Source organism: Arthrobacter sp. RIT-PI-e (assembly GCF_001187915.1).
In the GTDB taxonomy this organism is placed as follows: Bacteria; Actinomycetota; Actinomycetes; order Actinomycetales; family Micrococcaceae; genus Arthrobacter_D.
The window spans coordinates 22,362-37,902 of record NZ_LGIU01000081.1 but is presented as its reverse complement, the minus strand read 5'-3'; the positions used below and the strand labels follow the sequence as shown (position 1 = coordinate 37,902).

The window sequence follows — 15,541 nt, the reverse complement described above, 5'->3', positions numbered from 1 at the left end:
GGGGTGGGCTACCACCAGCGATGTCGCGATCTTGCTTCAGCCCTGCGACTACCCAGGTTCACGTAGTCCTCACGCGCCGGGGCATAGACCGACTCGGGCAGACTCAGCGGCGTGCACTTCGACTCATGTCCTGCTGGCAGGTCGCTGATCGCACTCGGCATCAGCCGTATCCACTCGGAACCTTCCACGGACCGCCGGAGCTGTTCGCCCTGCTTCGTGATCCGTATCCCCCAAGAGGAGTCGACCGCAGCAAGGCCGGAACCGGCCACGATCGACAGTGCTGTCTCGATCCTGCTTCGTGAAGGCAGGTCAGCCTGCAGCGTGTCCCATCCTGACAACAGACCCATGCGCCAGAATCGATGGGTTCCGTGACATCTACACTGCTTAGGTGAACTGGCTCTACTACTGCTCGGCCGCGGGAGCGATGCTCGGCCTGTTCCTGGCCAGCCGCATGCCCCTGCCGCGCGTGGTCCGGATCGGCGCGGCCCTCTTCTTCGCCCTTCTGGCTGGATTGTTCCTCCTCAGCAGCATCGTCCCGGCCGGTGACACCCTCGCCGCCCTCACGTTCGACACCCTGGCCATCGGCTCCATCATCGCGCTGTTCCTGATCGTGCGGTCCTGGCTCTCGGACCGCGCCGAGATCAGCCGCCTGCGCAGCATCGCGCAGCGCAATGCGGACCAGATCTCCGTGGTGAGCCACGAGATCCGCACCCCCCTCGCCCTGATCCGAGGCGCAGCCGACCTCCTCGGAGAGCGTTCCCCCGGACCGCTGACCGACAGCCAGGCCCGCTTCGTCACGACCATCAGCGGCAACTGCCACGCGGTGATCGCCCTCGCGGAGGATCTGCTGACCCAGGCGCGGATCGACGCCGGGATGTTCGAACTCCACCTCCACCGGGTCAACCTGCGCGTACTGGCCTCCACGGTGATCAGTGAGCTACGCCAGCTGCACCCCGTCCAGTTCGCCCTCGACTGCCCCGGAGCACCGCCGAGGGCCTGGGCCGACAGCGCCCTGATCCGGCAGGCCATGACCAACCTCATCAACAACGCGGTGGCCCACGCGGCCAATGCCAGCCTCATCACCGTACGGATCGTCAACGCCGACGACCAGGTGCTCATCTCCGTGAACGACGACGGCGACGGCATGCCGGAGACCCAGCGCAGGGAACTGTTCACCCGGTTCTCCAGCGGCAGGCCACTGCAGGACGGCACGGGACTCGGGCTGGTGATCACCCGGCAGATCGTCCAGATGCACGGAGGTGACGTGTTCGTCGACAGTACGCCCGGACGCGGGACCACCATGCTGTTCAGCCTGCCGGAGCGCACACCGGGCATGGTGCTCCCCCGGTCGACGGCGGTAGGCGCCTGATGGAGTATCCGCATCTCGCCCTGGTGGTGGACGACGAACCGCAGATGCTGGACATCGTGACCTTCGCCCTCGAGACCCAGGGGTTCGCGAGTGTCTCCGCCAGGGACGCCGAGTCGGCGTGGACCCTCTTCCGGGACCGCCGGTTCGACCTCGTGGTACTGGACGTGATGCTCCCACAGTCCTCGGGTCTCTCCCTGTGCCGGCGCATCCGGGAGACGGGTGCAGTCCCCGTCCTCCTGCTCACGGCCAAGAGCGGCGTGCAGGACAGGATTGCCGGACTCGAGGCGGGGGCGGACGACTACGTGACCAAACCCTTCCACCCGCGCGAGCTCGCCCTGCGAGCCGAGGCGATCGTCCGCCGTACCGCCGTCACACCCTCGCACGTGGAACTGGTGCACGGACCGCTGCGCATCGGTCAGGACACCGCGACCGTCCACGGCCGCTACCTGCATCTCTCCGCCCTGGAACTGAGGCTCCTGCGACGCCTCGCGAGCGCGCAGGGCCAACCCGTCACCTTCCGCGACCTCCTCCTGTCCGGATGGCAGATCGACGAGGGCCCAGGTGGCCGCGAGATGCTGAAGACAGCGCTGTACCGCGTGCGGAAGGCCCTGCACGGCGAGGGGATGCCGCGGGCCGTCCGGGCCGTCCGGGGGGTGGGCTACGAGCTGCCTCGTCCCGGGCGGGACCGGGGTGCGTCCGGGACGTGAAGGTCACAGGGCTGTGACCGAGCGTGACCGTCGTCACCGTTCAGGCCCACGACCGATCGATACGGTGGGATGAATCCTCTACCCGGTATCCGGGTGGCCGACGGGCAGCGACGACGCTTCCCCCCACGAAAGGCAAGCCCATGAAGCGCACCGCAGCGCTCACCGCGGCCCTCCTCGGCACCATCACGCTCGGCCTCTCCGGCTGCGTGGTCGACGACACCCAGCAGACATCGACGGACGGTGAACTCGGCGGCACCCTCACCGTGGCCTGTGGAGCCATGGAGGACTGGTGCCAGGCCATGACCACCGCCTTCACCGAGAAGACCGGCGTCCGGACCGATTTCGTCCGCCTGTCCTCCGGCGAGACGGTCGCCCGCCTCGAGGCGGCCAAGGACTCACCCGAGTTCGACGTGTGGCACGGCGGTCCCGCCGACGGCTACGGTACCGCCGCCGATGCAGGCCTGCTGGAGCGGTACGAGTCCCCGAACGCGGCGCAGATCCCCGAGAAGTACCGGGACGAGGACGACTACTGGACGGGTGTCTACGTCGGGGCCCTCGGCTTCTGCTCCAATCAGGCGAAGCTCGACGGTCTCGGCGTCGACGTACCGACGGCGTGGTCGGACCTGCTGGTCCCCGAGCTCAAGGGCCAGGTGTCGACGGCGCACCCCTCGACCTCGGGTACCGCATTCACCACCTTGTGGACGCAGGTGACCCTGGCCGGGGGCGACGAGGACGCCGCGTTCGACTACATGCGCAAGCTCCACAACAACGTGCTGCAGTACTCCAAGAGCGGTACCGCGCCGGGCCAGGCCGCGGGGCGGGGCGAGGTGGCGGTGGGCCTGGTGTTCACGCACGACTGCGTCAAGTACAAGGAAGCGGGCATGAACGACCTCGAGGTCTCCCTGCCCGAGGAGGGCACCGGCTACGAGGTGGGCGGCGTGGGGATCGTCAAGGGCACCGACAACCTCGCGGCGGCCCAGGCCTACGTCGACTGGTCGCTCACCCCCGAGGCCCAGGACATCGGCCCGACGGTGGGTTCCTACCAGGTGCTGACCAATCCCGACTCGGTACAGGACGACCGCATGATCGACCTCGATACGACCAACCTCGTGGACTACGACTTCGAGGCCGCGGCCGCCGCCAAGAAGGAGCTCACCACGCGCTTCGACGAGGAGATCGCGGCCCAGCCGCGCGAGTAGCCGGCATCCCCCCCCGCCGGCCGCCGCCCTCCCCGGCCGAAGGAGTTCCCCGTGAGCCTCGACACGCCCCCCGCCGCCGCCCTGCCGGCCGCCGCACCCCCCCGCAAGGGATCCCGCCAGGGCGGGGCGAGGATGGACGCCGTGACCAAGCTGGTGATCACCGCCGTCGTCCTCATCCTCGCGATCCTCATCGGCTACCCGCTGGTGCGCATCCTGACCCAGGCGTTCGGCGCGGAGGGCCTCGAGACGCTGCGGAACATCGCGACGTCGCCGGCCAACCGGGCTGTGCTGCTGAACACCGTGGTGCTGGGTGTGCTCGTAGGCGCAGTCGGCACGGCGATCGGTTTCGCCTTCGCCTACGCGCAGGCGAGACTCGACTTCCGGGGCAAGAAGCTGCTCCACCTGATCGCGCTCCTGCCCATCGTCTCGCCGCCCTTCGCGGTGGCCACGGCCGTCATCACCCTCTTCGGGCGGAGCGGGCTCGTCACCAACAAGATGCTGGGCCTGGACTACAACATCTACGGGCTCACCGGGCTGACGCTGGTGCTGTCCCTGTCCTTCTTCCCCGTGGCGTACATGAACCTCCTCGGCATGCTCCGCAGCCTGGACCCCGCCACGGACGAGGCGGCGTCCAGCCTCGGCGCCGACCGCTGGAAGATCTTCCGCAGTGTCACCGTCCCCATGCTCGTCCCGGGATTCGCGAGCTGCTTCCTGCTGCTCTTCGTCGAAGCGATCGCGGACCTCGCGAACCCCCTCGTGATCGGCGGCGACTTCACCGTGCTCTCCTCCCGCGCCTACATCGCCATCACGGGCGAGTACGACGTCGCGAGCGGTGCGGCATACTCCCTGGTGCTCCTGCTTCCCGGGCTCCTCGTCTTCCTCGTGCAGCGGTACTGGGCCGAACGGCGCAGTGTGGTGTCGGTGACCGGAAAGCCGTCAGGCAACGTCACGCTGCTGCGCTCGCCCCTGGCCCGGATCCCCCTGCTCACGGTGGTCCTCGCGATCGCGACCTTGATCGTGGCCATCTACGTCACCGTCTTCGTGGGAGCCTTCACCGCCATCCTCGGCGTGAACAACACGTTCACGCTCGCGAACTACCGGTACGTGCTCTCGGGCATCGGATCGGACGCCATGTTCACCACCACCATCCTCGCGCTGATCGCCACCCCGGTGGCCGGCGTCCTCGGAATGATCCTGGCGTGGCTGGTGGTCCGGAAGGTACGCCGGGGCCGCGGCGCCCTGGACTTCCTGGGCATGCTGGGTCTCGCCGTGCCGGGTACCGTGCTCGGCATCGGGTACGCACTGGCCTTCAACAAGCCCTTCATCATCGGCAACATCCAGCTGCTTCCGGCCCTGGCCGGGGGCGGTGCCATCTTCGGCGGCGCCCTGGCCATCGTCATGGTCTACGTCATCCGCTCCATGCCGTCCGGGCAGCGCTCGGGCATCGCCGCGCTCCAGCAGATCGACCCCGCGATCGACGAGGCGTCCACCTCGCTGGGGGCGTCCGGGCTGCGCACCTTCCGCAGCATCACCCTCCCGCTGATCCGCCCCGCCCTGCTCTCGGGTCTGACCTACGCCTTCGCCCGGGCCATGACCACCCTCTCCCCGATCATCTTCATCACCACGCCGCAGACGAAGATCATGACCTCGCAGATCCTGTCCGAGGTCGATTCCGGCCGGTTCGGCAACGCCTTCGCCTACTGCACCATCCTCATCGCGATCGTGCTCGGGGTGATCGGACTGATGAACCTCCTGATCCGGGACCGCCGAGCTCCCACGCGCGTCAACTGACTCCTCCACCTCCCGCAGAACCCGGAGAAAAATCATGGCAACGATCCTCAGCACTCCGAGCGAGACCGCCCCCGGCACGAACCCCTCGGGCAGCCTGCACCTCGACAACCTCGTCAAGCAGTACCCCGGCGGCATCAGCGCCGAACCGGCGGTCGCCGGCATCGACCTCGACATCCGTCCGGGGGAGTTCCTCACCCTCCTGGGCCCGTCAGGATGCGGGAAAACCACCACCCTGCGCATGATCGCGGGCTTCGAGACGCCCTCCCACGGATCCCTGACCCTCGACGGCGAGGACATGGTGGCACTCACCCCGGACAAACGGCCCATGGCGATGGTGTTCCAGTCCTACGCCCTGTTCCCGCACATGAGCGTCTTCGACAACGTCGCCTACGGCTTGCGCCTGCAGAAGCTGCCGAAGAAGCGGGTCCAGGAGGAGGTGGCGTTCGCCCTGGCCTCCATGAGCCTGACGAAACTCGCGGACCGTGCCCCCAACCAGCTCTCCGGCGGTCAGCAGCAGCGGGTGGCACTGGCCCGCGCCATGGTGATGAAGCCCAAGGTCCTGCTCTTCGACGAACCGCTGTCCAACCTCGATGCCAAGCTCCGAGTGCAGATGCGCACGGAGATCCGTGCCCTCCAGCACAAGCTCGGGATCACCAGCGTCTACGTCACGCACGACCAGGACGAGGCGATGAGCCTCTCGGACCGGATCGTCGTGATGCGCCAGGGCCGCATCGAGCAGGTGGCCACACCGGAGACCGTGTACCGGAAGCCGGCGTCGGTGTTCGTGGCCGACTTCATCGGCCGCGCGAACTTCCTCGACACCTCGATCGAGCAGTTGACCCGGGACACCGACGGCGCCCGCGCCACGGTCCGCGCCCTCGGCGCCACCTACACCGTCCCCGCCCATGAGGGGATCGGCGCCGACAGCCAGGTCTGTCTGATGGTCCGGCCCGAGTCCGTCGCCCTGTCGCCGCTCCCGGATGCCCGCGAGGTGTCCGGTAACAACGGGCGTGTCCTCAAGTCCGTGTTCTACGGAGCCTGGGTCGAGTACGAGATCGAGACCGTGGGAGGCAATGTCACGGCCGTGATCTACGACCCGGTCCCAGGGGACATTCTGGAGTCCGGCACGTTCGTCCGGGTGTCCTTCGAACAGGACAGGGCCTGGCTGCTCCCGGCCGAGGATTGACCACCCCGCACCTTCCCGCACCTGCACCTGCACCTGCACCACCCGCGCAGCATCACCGAAAGACAGGAATCATGCCTCACTCCACCACCAGCGGCACCCGGGCCGACAAGGGACTCATGAGGTTCCTCGCCGCACCCCCGCCCACCGAACGCCTGGACGACACGACCGTCGCGAAACGCTACCCGAGGCTCCGCCTCCAGGTGTTCCTCGGCATCTTCATCGGGTACGCCGGGTACTACCTGATCCGCAACAACATCCCGCTCGTGGGATCGCTGCTCATCGACGAAGGCCGGCTGGACGAGCTGGGCATCGGGATCATCGCCAATGCCGCGCTGATCGCCTACGGGTTCTCCAAGTTCCTCTCCGCAACGGTGTCCGACCGATCCAATGCACGGTACTTCCTGCCGATCGGGCTGCTCCTCTCAGCTGTTGCCAACCTCGTGGTCGCCTTCGTCCCCGCAGTCTCGGCATCCCTCGCACTGTTCGCGATCGTCATGTTCATTAACGGCTGGGTCCAGGGCATGGGCTGGCCGCCCTGCGGCCGGGTCCTCGTCCACTGGTTCTCGACCAACGAACGCGGCATCAAGACCTCCATCTGGAACGTCGCCCACAATGTCGGCGGATTCGCCGTCGGAGTACTCGCGGCCATCGGCCTCTCCCTCACGGGCAACGACTGGACGGCGGCCTTCTGGCTGCCCGCGCTCGTGGCGATCGTGGTGGCGGTCGTCGCCTTCTTCCTCGTCCGCGACACACCCGAGTCCCAGGGATTGCCGACGATCGAGGAGTACCGCGACGATCCCGCCAAGGTCGAGGATGCCGCCGGTGACGCCGAGCTGGGCATGTGGGCCGTGGTCCGCAAGCACGTGATCCGGAACCGGACGATGGTCCTGCTCGCACTGGCCAACGTCTTCGTCTACGCCCTGCGGTACGGCGTGCTGACCTGGACACCGATCTACCTCTCCCAGGTCCGTGGGGCATCACTGGCCGGCGGCATCGCCGGCTTCTCCCTGTTCGAGCTCGCAGGGATCGTCGGAACACTGCTGTGCGGGTGGGCATCGGACAAGATCTTCCGGGGCAACCGGTCGCTCACGGGTATCACCTTCATGGTGGCCGTCGGCATCGCCGTGGCCGTCTACTGGCTCACGCCGGCGTCGGCACCCCTGTGGGTCTCGCTCGTGGCGGTGACCTTCATCGGCGGGCTGATCTACGGTCCCGTGATGCTCATCGGCCTCCAGGCACTCGACCTCTCCCCGCGTCGGGTCGCCGGCACCGCAGCCGGGTTCACCGGTTTGTTCGGCTACGTCCTCGGGGCAACACTCGCGTCCTCCGGAATCGGTCTGGTGGTCCAGAACTTCGGCTGGGACGTCACCTTCGTCATGCTGCTCGTCTTCGTCGTGATCACAGTCGTGTTCTTCGTCATCATCAACAAGGATGAGAAGATCGCGATCGAAGCGCACCGCCGCCGCACGGATGCCCGCGCGTGATCCTCGCTCACGCCCGTAGCACGAGGAACTGACAGTGACAGGTCAGGGCGGCCCCGCCCTGACCTGTCATTGTCGACCTCCGGTGTCCTCCCGGACGTCGGAGCGAGCTGCCCTGATGTTGTTCTTGGAGACGGTGTGTCCCGAGTCCTACCAGGTCTGTGATGCGACCTGGGCTTTACATGGTTCGTATGTCTCGGATGCACATACAACGGTGATGATGCGGTGGCGATCGCGCCCCACAGGACTGAGCCAACCGAGCTGGCTATGACAGCGTTCACCGTGTGCCAGATCCCTGGGTGGTCGAACATCGCGTTCACCAGTTCGATCCGGGTTCTCCACGTCACTCGGTCCAGGGGCTCGACCTGCATCCATGAACACAACAGACCGGCCAGTGAGTCGTCGTGACAGTCAACGGTGCTCTTCGTCGAGGCAGACGAGCCGGAATCACACGCCCTCTCGGTGAAAGCCCGAAACCGAACCATGACGATTCTCTTTGCCGGCACACGAGGTGCCCAACCCAGGAGGATCCACCCGGGCGGGGCACCCCGAGTCTCATGTCGGTGCCCTATCGAGCCGGCTGCTCAGAGATCCCCCGGAGCCGGAGTGCTACCGATTTCCCGGTTGTCCGGACGACGCATGTCAGGCATGTCGGACTAGACGTTGAAGCGGAACTCCACCACGTCGCCGTCGGACATGACGTACTCCTTGCCCTCGATGCGGACCTTGCCGCGGGACTTGGCCTCGCTCATGGAGCCGGCGTCCACGATGTCCTCGAAGGAGACCACCTCGGCCTTGATGAAGCCGCGCTGGAAGTCGGAGTGGATGACGCCGGCCGCCTCGGGCGCCGTCGCCCCCTTCTTGATGGTCCAGGCCCGGCTCTCCTTCGGACCCGCCGTCAGGTAGGTCTGCAGGCCGAGGGTGTGGAAGCCGACGCGCGCCAGCTGGTCCAGCCCGGACTCCTCCTGGCCGCTCATCTCGAGCATCTCGCGGGCCTCGGCCTCGTCGAGCTCCACGAGGTCGGCCTCGAGCTTCGCGTCGAGGAAGATGGCGTCGGCGGGAGCCACGAGGTCGCGGAGCTCCTGCTGGCGGTCCGGGCTGCCGAGCACGGCGTCGTCCACGTTGAACACGTAGATGAACGGCTTGGCGGTGAGCAGGCTGAGCTCGCGGAGGTGCTCCATCTCCAGCTTGTCCTTCGCGATGGACGAGAAGACGGTGTCGCCGCGCTCCAGGACGGTCTGCGCCGCCTGCATCGCGGCGAGCTGCGCGGCCTCGCGCTTCTTGATCTTCACTTCCTTCTCGACACGCGGGATCGCCTTCTCCAGCGTCTGCAGGTCGGCGAGGATCAGCTCCGTGTTGATGGTCTCCATGTCGGAGCGCGGGTCCACCTTGCCGTCCACGTGGATCACGTCGGGGTCGTCGAACACGCGGATCACCTGGGCGATCGCCTCGGCCTCACGGATGTTAGCGAGGAACTGGTTGCCGAGCCCCTCCCCCTCGGACGCACCCTTCACGATGCCCGCGATGTCCACGAAGGACACCGTGGCGGGAAGGAGCCGCGCGGAGCCGAAGACCTCGGCGAGGCGTGCCAGGCGCGGGTCCGGCAGGTTGACCACGCCCACGTTCGGCTCGATGGTCGCGAACGGGTAGTTCGCCGCCAGGACGTTATTCCGCGTCAGTGCGTTGAAGAGTGTTGATTTGCCGACGTTGGGCAGTCCGACGATGCCGATAGTAAGAGCCACGGGAGACGAGTCTACCGGGCCGTCGACCACCCGGGCACAGGGGTGTCCCTCCGGGGACCGGACTCAGTTCAGCGAGGAACGATCGGGACGGGGGCCACGCCCGCCACGGCCCTTGGCGGGATCGTCCATGGCCTTGAGCGCGGAACGGATCTCCTTGGGCAGCGAGAAGATGATGTCCTCCTGAGCGGTCACCACTTCCTCGACCTGCCCGTAGCCGTACTCGGCCAGCAACCGCAGGACGTCCTGCACCAGGTTCTCGGGCACGGAGGCGCCGGAGGAGATGCCGATGGTCGAGACGCCCTCGAACCAGGACTCGTCCACCTCGTTGGCGAAGTCCACGCGGTAGGCCTTCTTCGCCCCGTACTCCAGGGCCACCTCCACCAGCCGCACGGAGTTCGAGGAGTTGGCGGAGCCCACCACGATCACGAGTTCCGTCTCGGGCGAGATCTTCTTGATCGCCGCCTGCCGGTTGGAGGTGGCATAGCAGATGTCGTCGCTCGGCGGGTCCTGCAGCGTGGGGAACCGTTCCTTGAGCAGGTTCACGGTCAGCATGGTCTCGTCCACGCTCAGGGTGGTCTGCGAGAGCCAGATCAACCGCTCGGGGTCGCGGACCTGCACCTTGTCCACGTCCTCGGGGCCGTTGACGATCTGGATGTGCTCGGGCGCCTCGCCGGCGGTGCCCTCGACCTCCTCATGGCCCTCGTGCCCAATGAGGAGGATGTCGAAGTCGTCGCGGGCGAAGCGCTGGGCCTCCTTGTGCACCTTGGTGACCAGGGGGCAGGTGGCGTCGATGGTCCGCAGGCCGCGGTCCTCGGCGGACTGCACGACGGCGGGTGAGACCCCGTGGGCGGAGAACACCACGAGCGCCCCCTCGGGCACCTCGTCCGTCTCGTCGACGAAGACGGCACCCTTCTCCTCGAGCGTGGACACCACGTGCAGGTTGTGCACGATCTGCTTGCGCACGTACACGGGCGGACCGTAGTGCTCGAGCGCCTTCTCGACGGCGATCACGGCACGGTCCACACCGGCGCAGTACCCCCGCGGGGCGGCCAGCAGCACCTTCTTCTCCCCGAGGACGGGGGCGGCCGCGAGGACGTCCTCCGGTGAACGGCGCCTGCGCGGGATCGTGGGCATGGGGACCTGGACGGTGGTACTGGTCATGCCCCGATCCTATCCGGTCGGCCCGGCACGGCTCCGTGCATCGGCGCCCGTTCCGCTGTGGGCTATCCCCGACGCCGTCGCCCCAGGACGAGCTGCACCACGATGCCGAGCACGGTCGCGAGGAGCCCTCCGACCACCACGGGGATGCTGGACGCGGCGAGGTCCGTGCCGGCCTGCTCGGCCAGCCCACGGACGAACACCTCGGCGACGCCGTCGACGCCGGGGGCGGCGACGGCGATCCCCGGGAGAATGCCCGCCAGCAGGGATCCCGCAACTCCGATCAGCACCACACCGAGGCCCAGCAGCGCGAGCGTGATACCACGACGTCGGGCGACGAGCAGCGCCAGGACGGCCAGGATCCCGGCGCCGGCGAGGTGGAGCGGCCATCCCTGCACCGCCTCGGCGACGGCGCTGAACGTACCCCCGCGCGGGACGGACCCCACCTCGATCGTGGTACTCCCGGGGACGGGGACCTCGAGGCCCAGCCCGGAGGAGATGTTCTCGGTCACCAGGTCGATCACCGGCGCGAGGTCGAGGGACAGCACGGCCGGTGCCGGCTCCGACGGATCGGGTGCCTGCGCGAAGGTGAGGTCGTGGGACAGCCGGAGGGTCCGGTCCCAGGCGCCGGGGTAGCCTGCCGAACCGGTGACCGCGGTGGCGGCGTCCCGGACGAGCGGTTCCACGAACGCCGTGAACTGCTCGGGCAGACCCGTGTCGGAGGTGACGTCCTGCACCAGCGAGTCCACCAGGGCCCCCTGGAACGCCGGGTCGTCGCCCAGTGGGGCGGCGAGGGCCACGAACCCGGACTCGTCCACCAGGTTCTGCTCGACCCACAGGGACGCGAGACCGACGGCCACGGCGACGAGCGACAGGAGGGCCAGGAGGGCTGAGACGAGGGTCCGCATGGAGTCCTTTACTGTGAGGTAGCACCCGATTATGCCGTGGAACCCATCCCCGGCGCGCAGGACCCGCTGTCCTCGCAGGATGCACACAGGGGCGCCTCCGGCAGCGGTTGCAGGTCCGTAGGTGGTAGAGATGGGAGTCATCGACCATTCGGCACGATCGGATCAGCGGGAGGGCCACCTCCCGGCGGAACAGGAGAACCATGACCAGCGAGGCGGAGCACGGAGTACCCGCTGCCGTCGAGCGATCCGGTTCCACCGTCCCGGAGACCGCGGCCGAGACCTCACCGGACTCCCCCTGGCCGCTGCACCTGCTGTCCCAGAAGCTCAAGGCGCACATCGACCGCGCGCCGGCGGCATGGGTGGAGGGTCAGGTGATCGAGCTCAACCGCCGCGCCGGCATGTGCTTCATCACCTTGCGCGACGTCGACTCCGAGGTGTCGCTGTCCCTGTCCGTGTTCAGCAGTGTGCTGGATCGCGCCTCGTCCCCCCTGGAACGCGGGTCCCGTGTGGTGGCACGGCTCAAGCCCGACTTCTGGTTGAAGACCGGTCGCCTGTCCATGCAGACCAGCGACATCCGCCCGGTGGGCATCGGTGACCTGCTGGCGCGGATCGAACGCCTCCGCCAGGTCCTGGCCGGCGAAGGACTGTTCTCCCCCGCCCGCAAGAAGCGCCTCCCGCTCCTCCCCCACCGGATCGGGCTCATCACCGGGCGGGACTCGGACGCCATGAAGGACGTGATGCGCAACGCCGCGCTCCGCTGGCCCGCGGTGGAGTTCGAGGTACGCGAGGTGGCGGTCCAGGGCGTGAACAGCGTGGCACAGGTCACCGCGGCACTCGCCGAGCTGGACCGCGATCCCGAGATCGACGTCATCGTCATCGCGCGCGGTGGTGGCGCGCTCGAGGACCTCCTCCCCTTCAGCGACGAGACCCTGGTGCGCGCCGTCGCCGCCGCCGGTACCCCCGTGGTCAGCGCGATCGGCCACGAGGCGGACCGCCCGCTCCTGGACGAGGTGGCCGACCTCCGGGCCTCCACCCCCACCGACGCCGCGAAGCGGGTGGTGCCCGATGTCTCCGAGGAACTGGAACGGATCCGGTACGCCCGCGGCTCGCTCGAACGCTCCATCAGGGTCCTGGTGCACCGGGAGAGCGAGAGCCTCACCAATCTGCGCTCCCGGCCGTCGCTCGCGAGACCGGAGGGCATGATCGAGGTCCGCGAGGCCGATCTCGAGCGGTTGCGGAGCCGGTCCCTGAGGAGCACGACGGCGGTGGTGGAGCGCGACGCGGACGTGGTCCACCACCTGCGCGAGCGGGTCCGGTCCCTCTCCCCGCAGCGGACCCTGGACCGTGGGTACGCCGTGGTCCAGCTGATCGACGGCACGGTGGTCAGGGAGCCGGGAGAAGCACACGGCGGCGCGGCCCTACGGATCCGGGTCGCGGGCGGGCAGTTCGGGGCCGTGGCGGACGGGGACCACGACGGCGGTGCACCGGCATGACGGCGCCCACCACCCCCACGGCACAGTGCCCCCTGATCACCACGACATCTTCGGAAAGGATCGACCCATGACCGACAACACCGAGAGCACTCCCTCGCAGGCCGAGGTGGACACGCTGTCCTACGAGCAGGCGCGGGAGGAACTCGTCTCCGTGGTGGGCCGGCTCGAGGCGGGCGGCGTCAGCCTCGAGACCTCGCTCGCCCTCTGGGAACGAGGTGAGGCGCTCGCGGACCGCTGCGAGGTGTGGCTCGAGGGCGCGAAGGCCCGCCTGACGGCTGCCCGGGACAAGGCCGAGAGTTCCTGACCCGGAGGGGTCGACCCACCGGGAGCAGCCGACGGCGGCCCGGCGCGCGGTCGAGGCCTCAGCTCTCCGGCCGCTGCAGGGTCCCGCCGGAGGCGGTGCCTTTGCCCACGAGGAACCACAGGACGGGTCCGATCACGGGGAAGGCGAGCACGATGAGGATCCACAGCGGTTGACCCAGGGACGAGGACTGCGGGGTCCGCGCGATGCTCACGAGTGCCGCGACGAACAGCACCAGTCCCAGGAGCCCGATCAGCAGGAACACACTCGTCCAGGTTCCGACACTCATCAAGGTGTTCCCACCGTTCATCATCCCCCTCGTCGAGGTGACCGGCCGGCCCGGTCGCCGCTCCCACCGTAGCCGGGAGGCGGTGGCAGGGTCGAACGCTCCGGCAGCGTACGGGAATGATCGAGTCCGGTCCGCGCGGGCCGCGAGTCCACCGGCTTCGCCTCAGTCCTCCGGGTCCGGGTCCGGGTCCGACGCGATGGTCCCGGCCGCACGGCGCTCCTCGAGGAGCTCCTTGGTCCGGACGAGCCGCAGGAGAGTGACGAGCACGAGCCCGCCGAGCACGTTGAACAGCAGGGTGTACCCGAACCAGCCGAGCCACTGCCCGTAGGTGACGTCGGACCCGGAGTGGATCGCGGCGAAGATCAGCAGCGAGTCGAGGACCGAGGGGAAGAGCTGCAGACCCGCCAGCAGGAAACCGCCGATCACCGTGGCGACGATCTTGGCCACCTCGTTCGTGGTGCCCTGCTGCATGCGGCTCATGAGCGTGATGGTGCTGCCACCGAGGACCGCGAGCGCCACGGTCTGGAGGGAGAACGGTGCGTCGACGAAGTGGCGGGCACCCTCGTCCACGATCCCGGTCCACTGCGGGAACGCCTGCATCACGATCCACACGAACATCCACCCGGCTACGAGATTCGCCACGAGGGTGCCGCCCCACAGCTTCACCAGCTGCCATCCGGTGCCCTCCCGGGCCACCAGGGCTGCGACCGGCATGAGGAAGTTCTCCGTGAACAGCTCGCTGTGGGCCAGGAGCAGGGCCACCAGACCCACGCTGAAGGCGATCCCGGCGAGCAGGTGGTTGTCGGTCTCGTGCAGCACGGCCAGGTAGGCCATCACCCCGAGGCCGATCTCGAACCCGCCGAACACCCCGGTGACGAGGATGTTCCGGAAGGTCCGCTGCAGCCGCTCGGCACCCTCCGTGATCGTCGCGTCGAAGGATTCCTTCAGCTCGTCCTCGACAGGGGCGTCGGTCTCCCCCAGATCCCGTCTGCGCTGCTCGCTCACGGTTGCTACCCTTCGGATCGCAGATCACCGGCACCAGCGATCCGGACGGTGCTGGTCAGGAGGCCGCGAGCCGCTTCTTCTCGGCCTTGACATCGAACGCCGGCGCCGGCCACGCGAGGTCCATGTCCTCGAGGGTAGCGGTGAGCAGGCGCTGCACGGCGAGCCGTGCGTACCACTTGCGATCCGCCGGTACCACGTACCATGGGGCGTCGTCGGTGTCCGTGCGCCCGATCGCCAGACCGTAGGCCTCCTGGTACTGGTCCCAGTAGGCGCGCTCGTCGACGTCCACGGGGCTGTACTTCCAGTACTTGTCCTCGCGCCGCAGCCGCTTGGCGAGCCGGCTCTCCTGTTCCTGCTTGCTGATGTGCAGCATCACCTTCAGCACCCGGGTGCCGGAGGCCGCGATGCCGTCCTCGAACTTCCGGATGGCCGCGTACCGCTTCTCGATCTCCTCGGCGGGGGAGAGTCCACGCACACGGTGGATGAGGACGTCCTCGTAGTGGGAGCGGTCGAACACGCCGATCATCCCGTGGCCCGGCAGCTGGCGCCGCACCCGCCAGAGGAAGGAGTGCCTGAGCTCCTCCGGGGTGGGCGACTTGAACGCGTGGTGGTGGATGCCCTGGGGATCCACCACCCCGATCACGTGCCGGACGATCCCGCCCTTGCCGGAGGTGTCCATGCCCTGCAGGACGAGGAGCACGGCCGATTCGCCTCCGAACCGGCTCTCGGCGAAGAGCTGCTCCTGGAGTGTCTCGAGCCTGCCGGCCCCGTCCGCCAGGGCCGCAGCACCCTTCTTCTTGCCGCCGTCGAACCCCGGGGTGGACCGCGGGTCGATGCCTGCCAGGGAGAGCTCCGGCGTGGACCTCAGGAGATCGCGGAGATCGGTGGGCTTCTTCTTCTTGGCCATGATGC

Annotated in this window: 14 protein-coding genes; 8 read left to right on the top strand and 6 right to left on the bottom strand. The window is 68.2% G+C overall.

Features of this window, described 5'->3' with window-relative positions; all coding sequences use genetic code 11:
* Positions 1–388: 388 nt before the first annotated feature.
* From AC792_RS11390 to AC792_RS11365, 6 genes are all read left to right on the top strand, one after another.
* Positions 389–1,369: a sensor histidine kinase gene (locus AC792_RS11390; protein ID WP_049830638.1), complete on the top strand. Its 981-nt coding sequence runs from the start codon at positions 389–391 to the stop codon at positions 1,367–1,369.
* Positions 1,369–2,076, top strand: coding sequence for a response regulator transcription factor (locus AC792_RS11385; RefSeq protein WP_049830637.1), 708 nt, complete (start codon positions 1,369–1,371; stop codon positions 2,074–2,076). The genes AC792_RS11390 and AC792_RS11385 overlap by 1 nt, the downstream gene beginning before the upstream one ends.
* Positions 2,077–2,216: 140 nt before the next feature.
* Positions 2,217–3,275 (top strand): ABC transporter substrate-binding protein, encoded by a 1,059-nt coding sequence (locus AC792_RS11380; RefSeq protein WP_049830636.1) that lies wholly within the window; start codon positions 2,217–2,219, stop codon positions 3,273–3,275.
* A 51-nt stretch (positions 3,276–3,326) separates the two neighbouring features.
* Positions 3,327–5,066 (top strand): ABC transporter permease, encoded by a 1,740-nt coding sequence (locus AC792_RS11375; RefSeq protein ID WP_049830635.1) that lies wholly within the window; start codon positions 3,327–3,329, stop codon positions 5,064–5,066.
* Positions 5,067–5,100: 34 nt separating this feature from the next.
* The gene (locus AC792_RS11370; RefSeq protein WP_049830634.1) at positions 5,101–6,252 is read left to right on the top strand and encodes an ABC transporter ATP-binding protein; all 1,152 of its coding nucleotides are present in this window, start codon (positions 5,101–5,103) and stop codon (positions 6,250–6,252) included.
* A 71-nt stretch (positions 6,253–6,323) separates the two neighbouring features.
* Entirely contained in the window at positions 6,324–7,736 is a 1,413-nt protein-coding gene (locus AC792_RS11365; protein WP_049830633.1) for an MFS transporter, read from the top strand.
* 653 nt (positions 7,737–8,389) lie between these two features.
* Here AC792_RS11365 and ychF read toward each other — a convergent pair.
* From ychF to AC792_RS11350, 3 genes are all read right to left on the bottom strand, one after another.
* A complete protein-coding gene (gene ychF, locus AC792_RS11360; RefSeq protein WP_049830632.1) occupies positions 8,390–9,475 on the bottom strand; it encodes a redox-regulated ATPase YchF in 1,086 nt (361 codons plus the stop codon).
* Between the two features lie 63 nt (positions 9,476–9,538).
* Complete coding sequence (locus tag AC792_RS11355) at positions 9,539–10,636, bottom strand: 4-hydroxy-3-methylbut-2-enyl diphosphate reductase (RefSeq protein ID WP_049830631.1); 1,098 nt, start codon at positions 10,634–10,636, stop codon at positions 9,539–9,541.
* A 62-nt stretch (positions 10,637–10,698) separates the two neighbouring features.
* Positions 10,699–11,541 carry a hypothetical protein gene (locus tag AC792_RS11350; RefSeq protein ID WP_049830630.1) on the bottom strand — a complete coding sequence of 281 codons (843 nt, stop codon included), beginning with the start codon at positions 11,539–11,541 and terminating at the stop codon, positions 10,699–10,701.
* A gap of 200 nt (positions 11,542–11,741) precedes the next feature.
* On the opposite strand from AC792_RS11350, the gene xseA reads away from it, so the two are divergent.
* Positions 11,742–13,034, top strand: coding sequence for an exodeoxyribonuclease VII large subunit (gene xseA / locus AC792_RS11345; protein WP_049830629.1), 1,293 nt, complete (start codon positions 11,742–11,744; stop codon positions 13,032–13,034).
* 67 nt (positions 13,035–13,101) lie between these two features.
* Entirely contained in the window at positions 13,102–13,338 is a 237-nt protein-coding gene (locus AC792_RS11340) for an exodeoxyribonuclease VII small subunit (protein WP_049830628.1), read from the top strand.
* A 58-nt stretch (positions 13,339–13,396) separates the two neighbouring features.
* On the opposite strand, the gene AC792_RS11335 is transcribed toward AC792_RS11340, so the two are convergent.
* The 3 genes from AC792_RS11335 to AC792_RS11325 all read right to left on the bottom strand — a co-directional run bounded on the left by AC792_RS11335 (position 13,397) and on the right by AC792_RS11325 (position 15,536).
* Entirely contained in the window at positions 13,397–13,624 is a 228-nt protein-coding gene (locus AC792_RS11335) for a PLD nuclease N-terminal domain-containing protein (protein ID WP_160317639.1), read from the bottom strand.
* Positions 13,625–13,786: 162 nt separating this feature from the next.
* A complete protein-coding gene (locus tag AC792_RS11330; RefSeq protein ID WP_049830626.1) occupies positions 13,787–14,629 on the bottom strand; it encodes a formate/nitrite transporter family protein in 843 nt (280 codons plus the stop codon).
* A gap of 55 nt (positions 14,630–14,684) precedes the next feature.
* Positions 14,685–15,536, bottom strand: a complete 852-nt coding sequence (locus tag AC792_RS11325; RefSeq protein WP_152916164.1) for a PPK2 family polyphosphate kinase — start codon at positions 15,534–15,536, stop codon at positions 14,685–14,687.
* Positions 15,537–15,541: the final 5 nt, after the last annotated feature.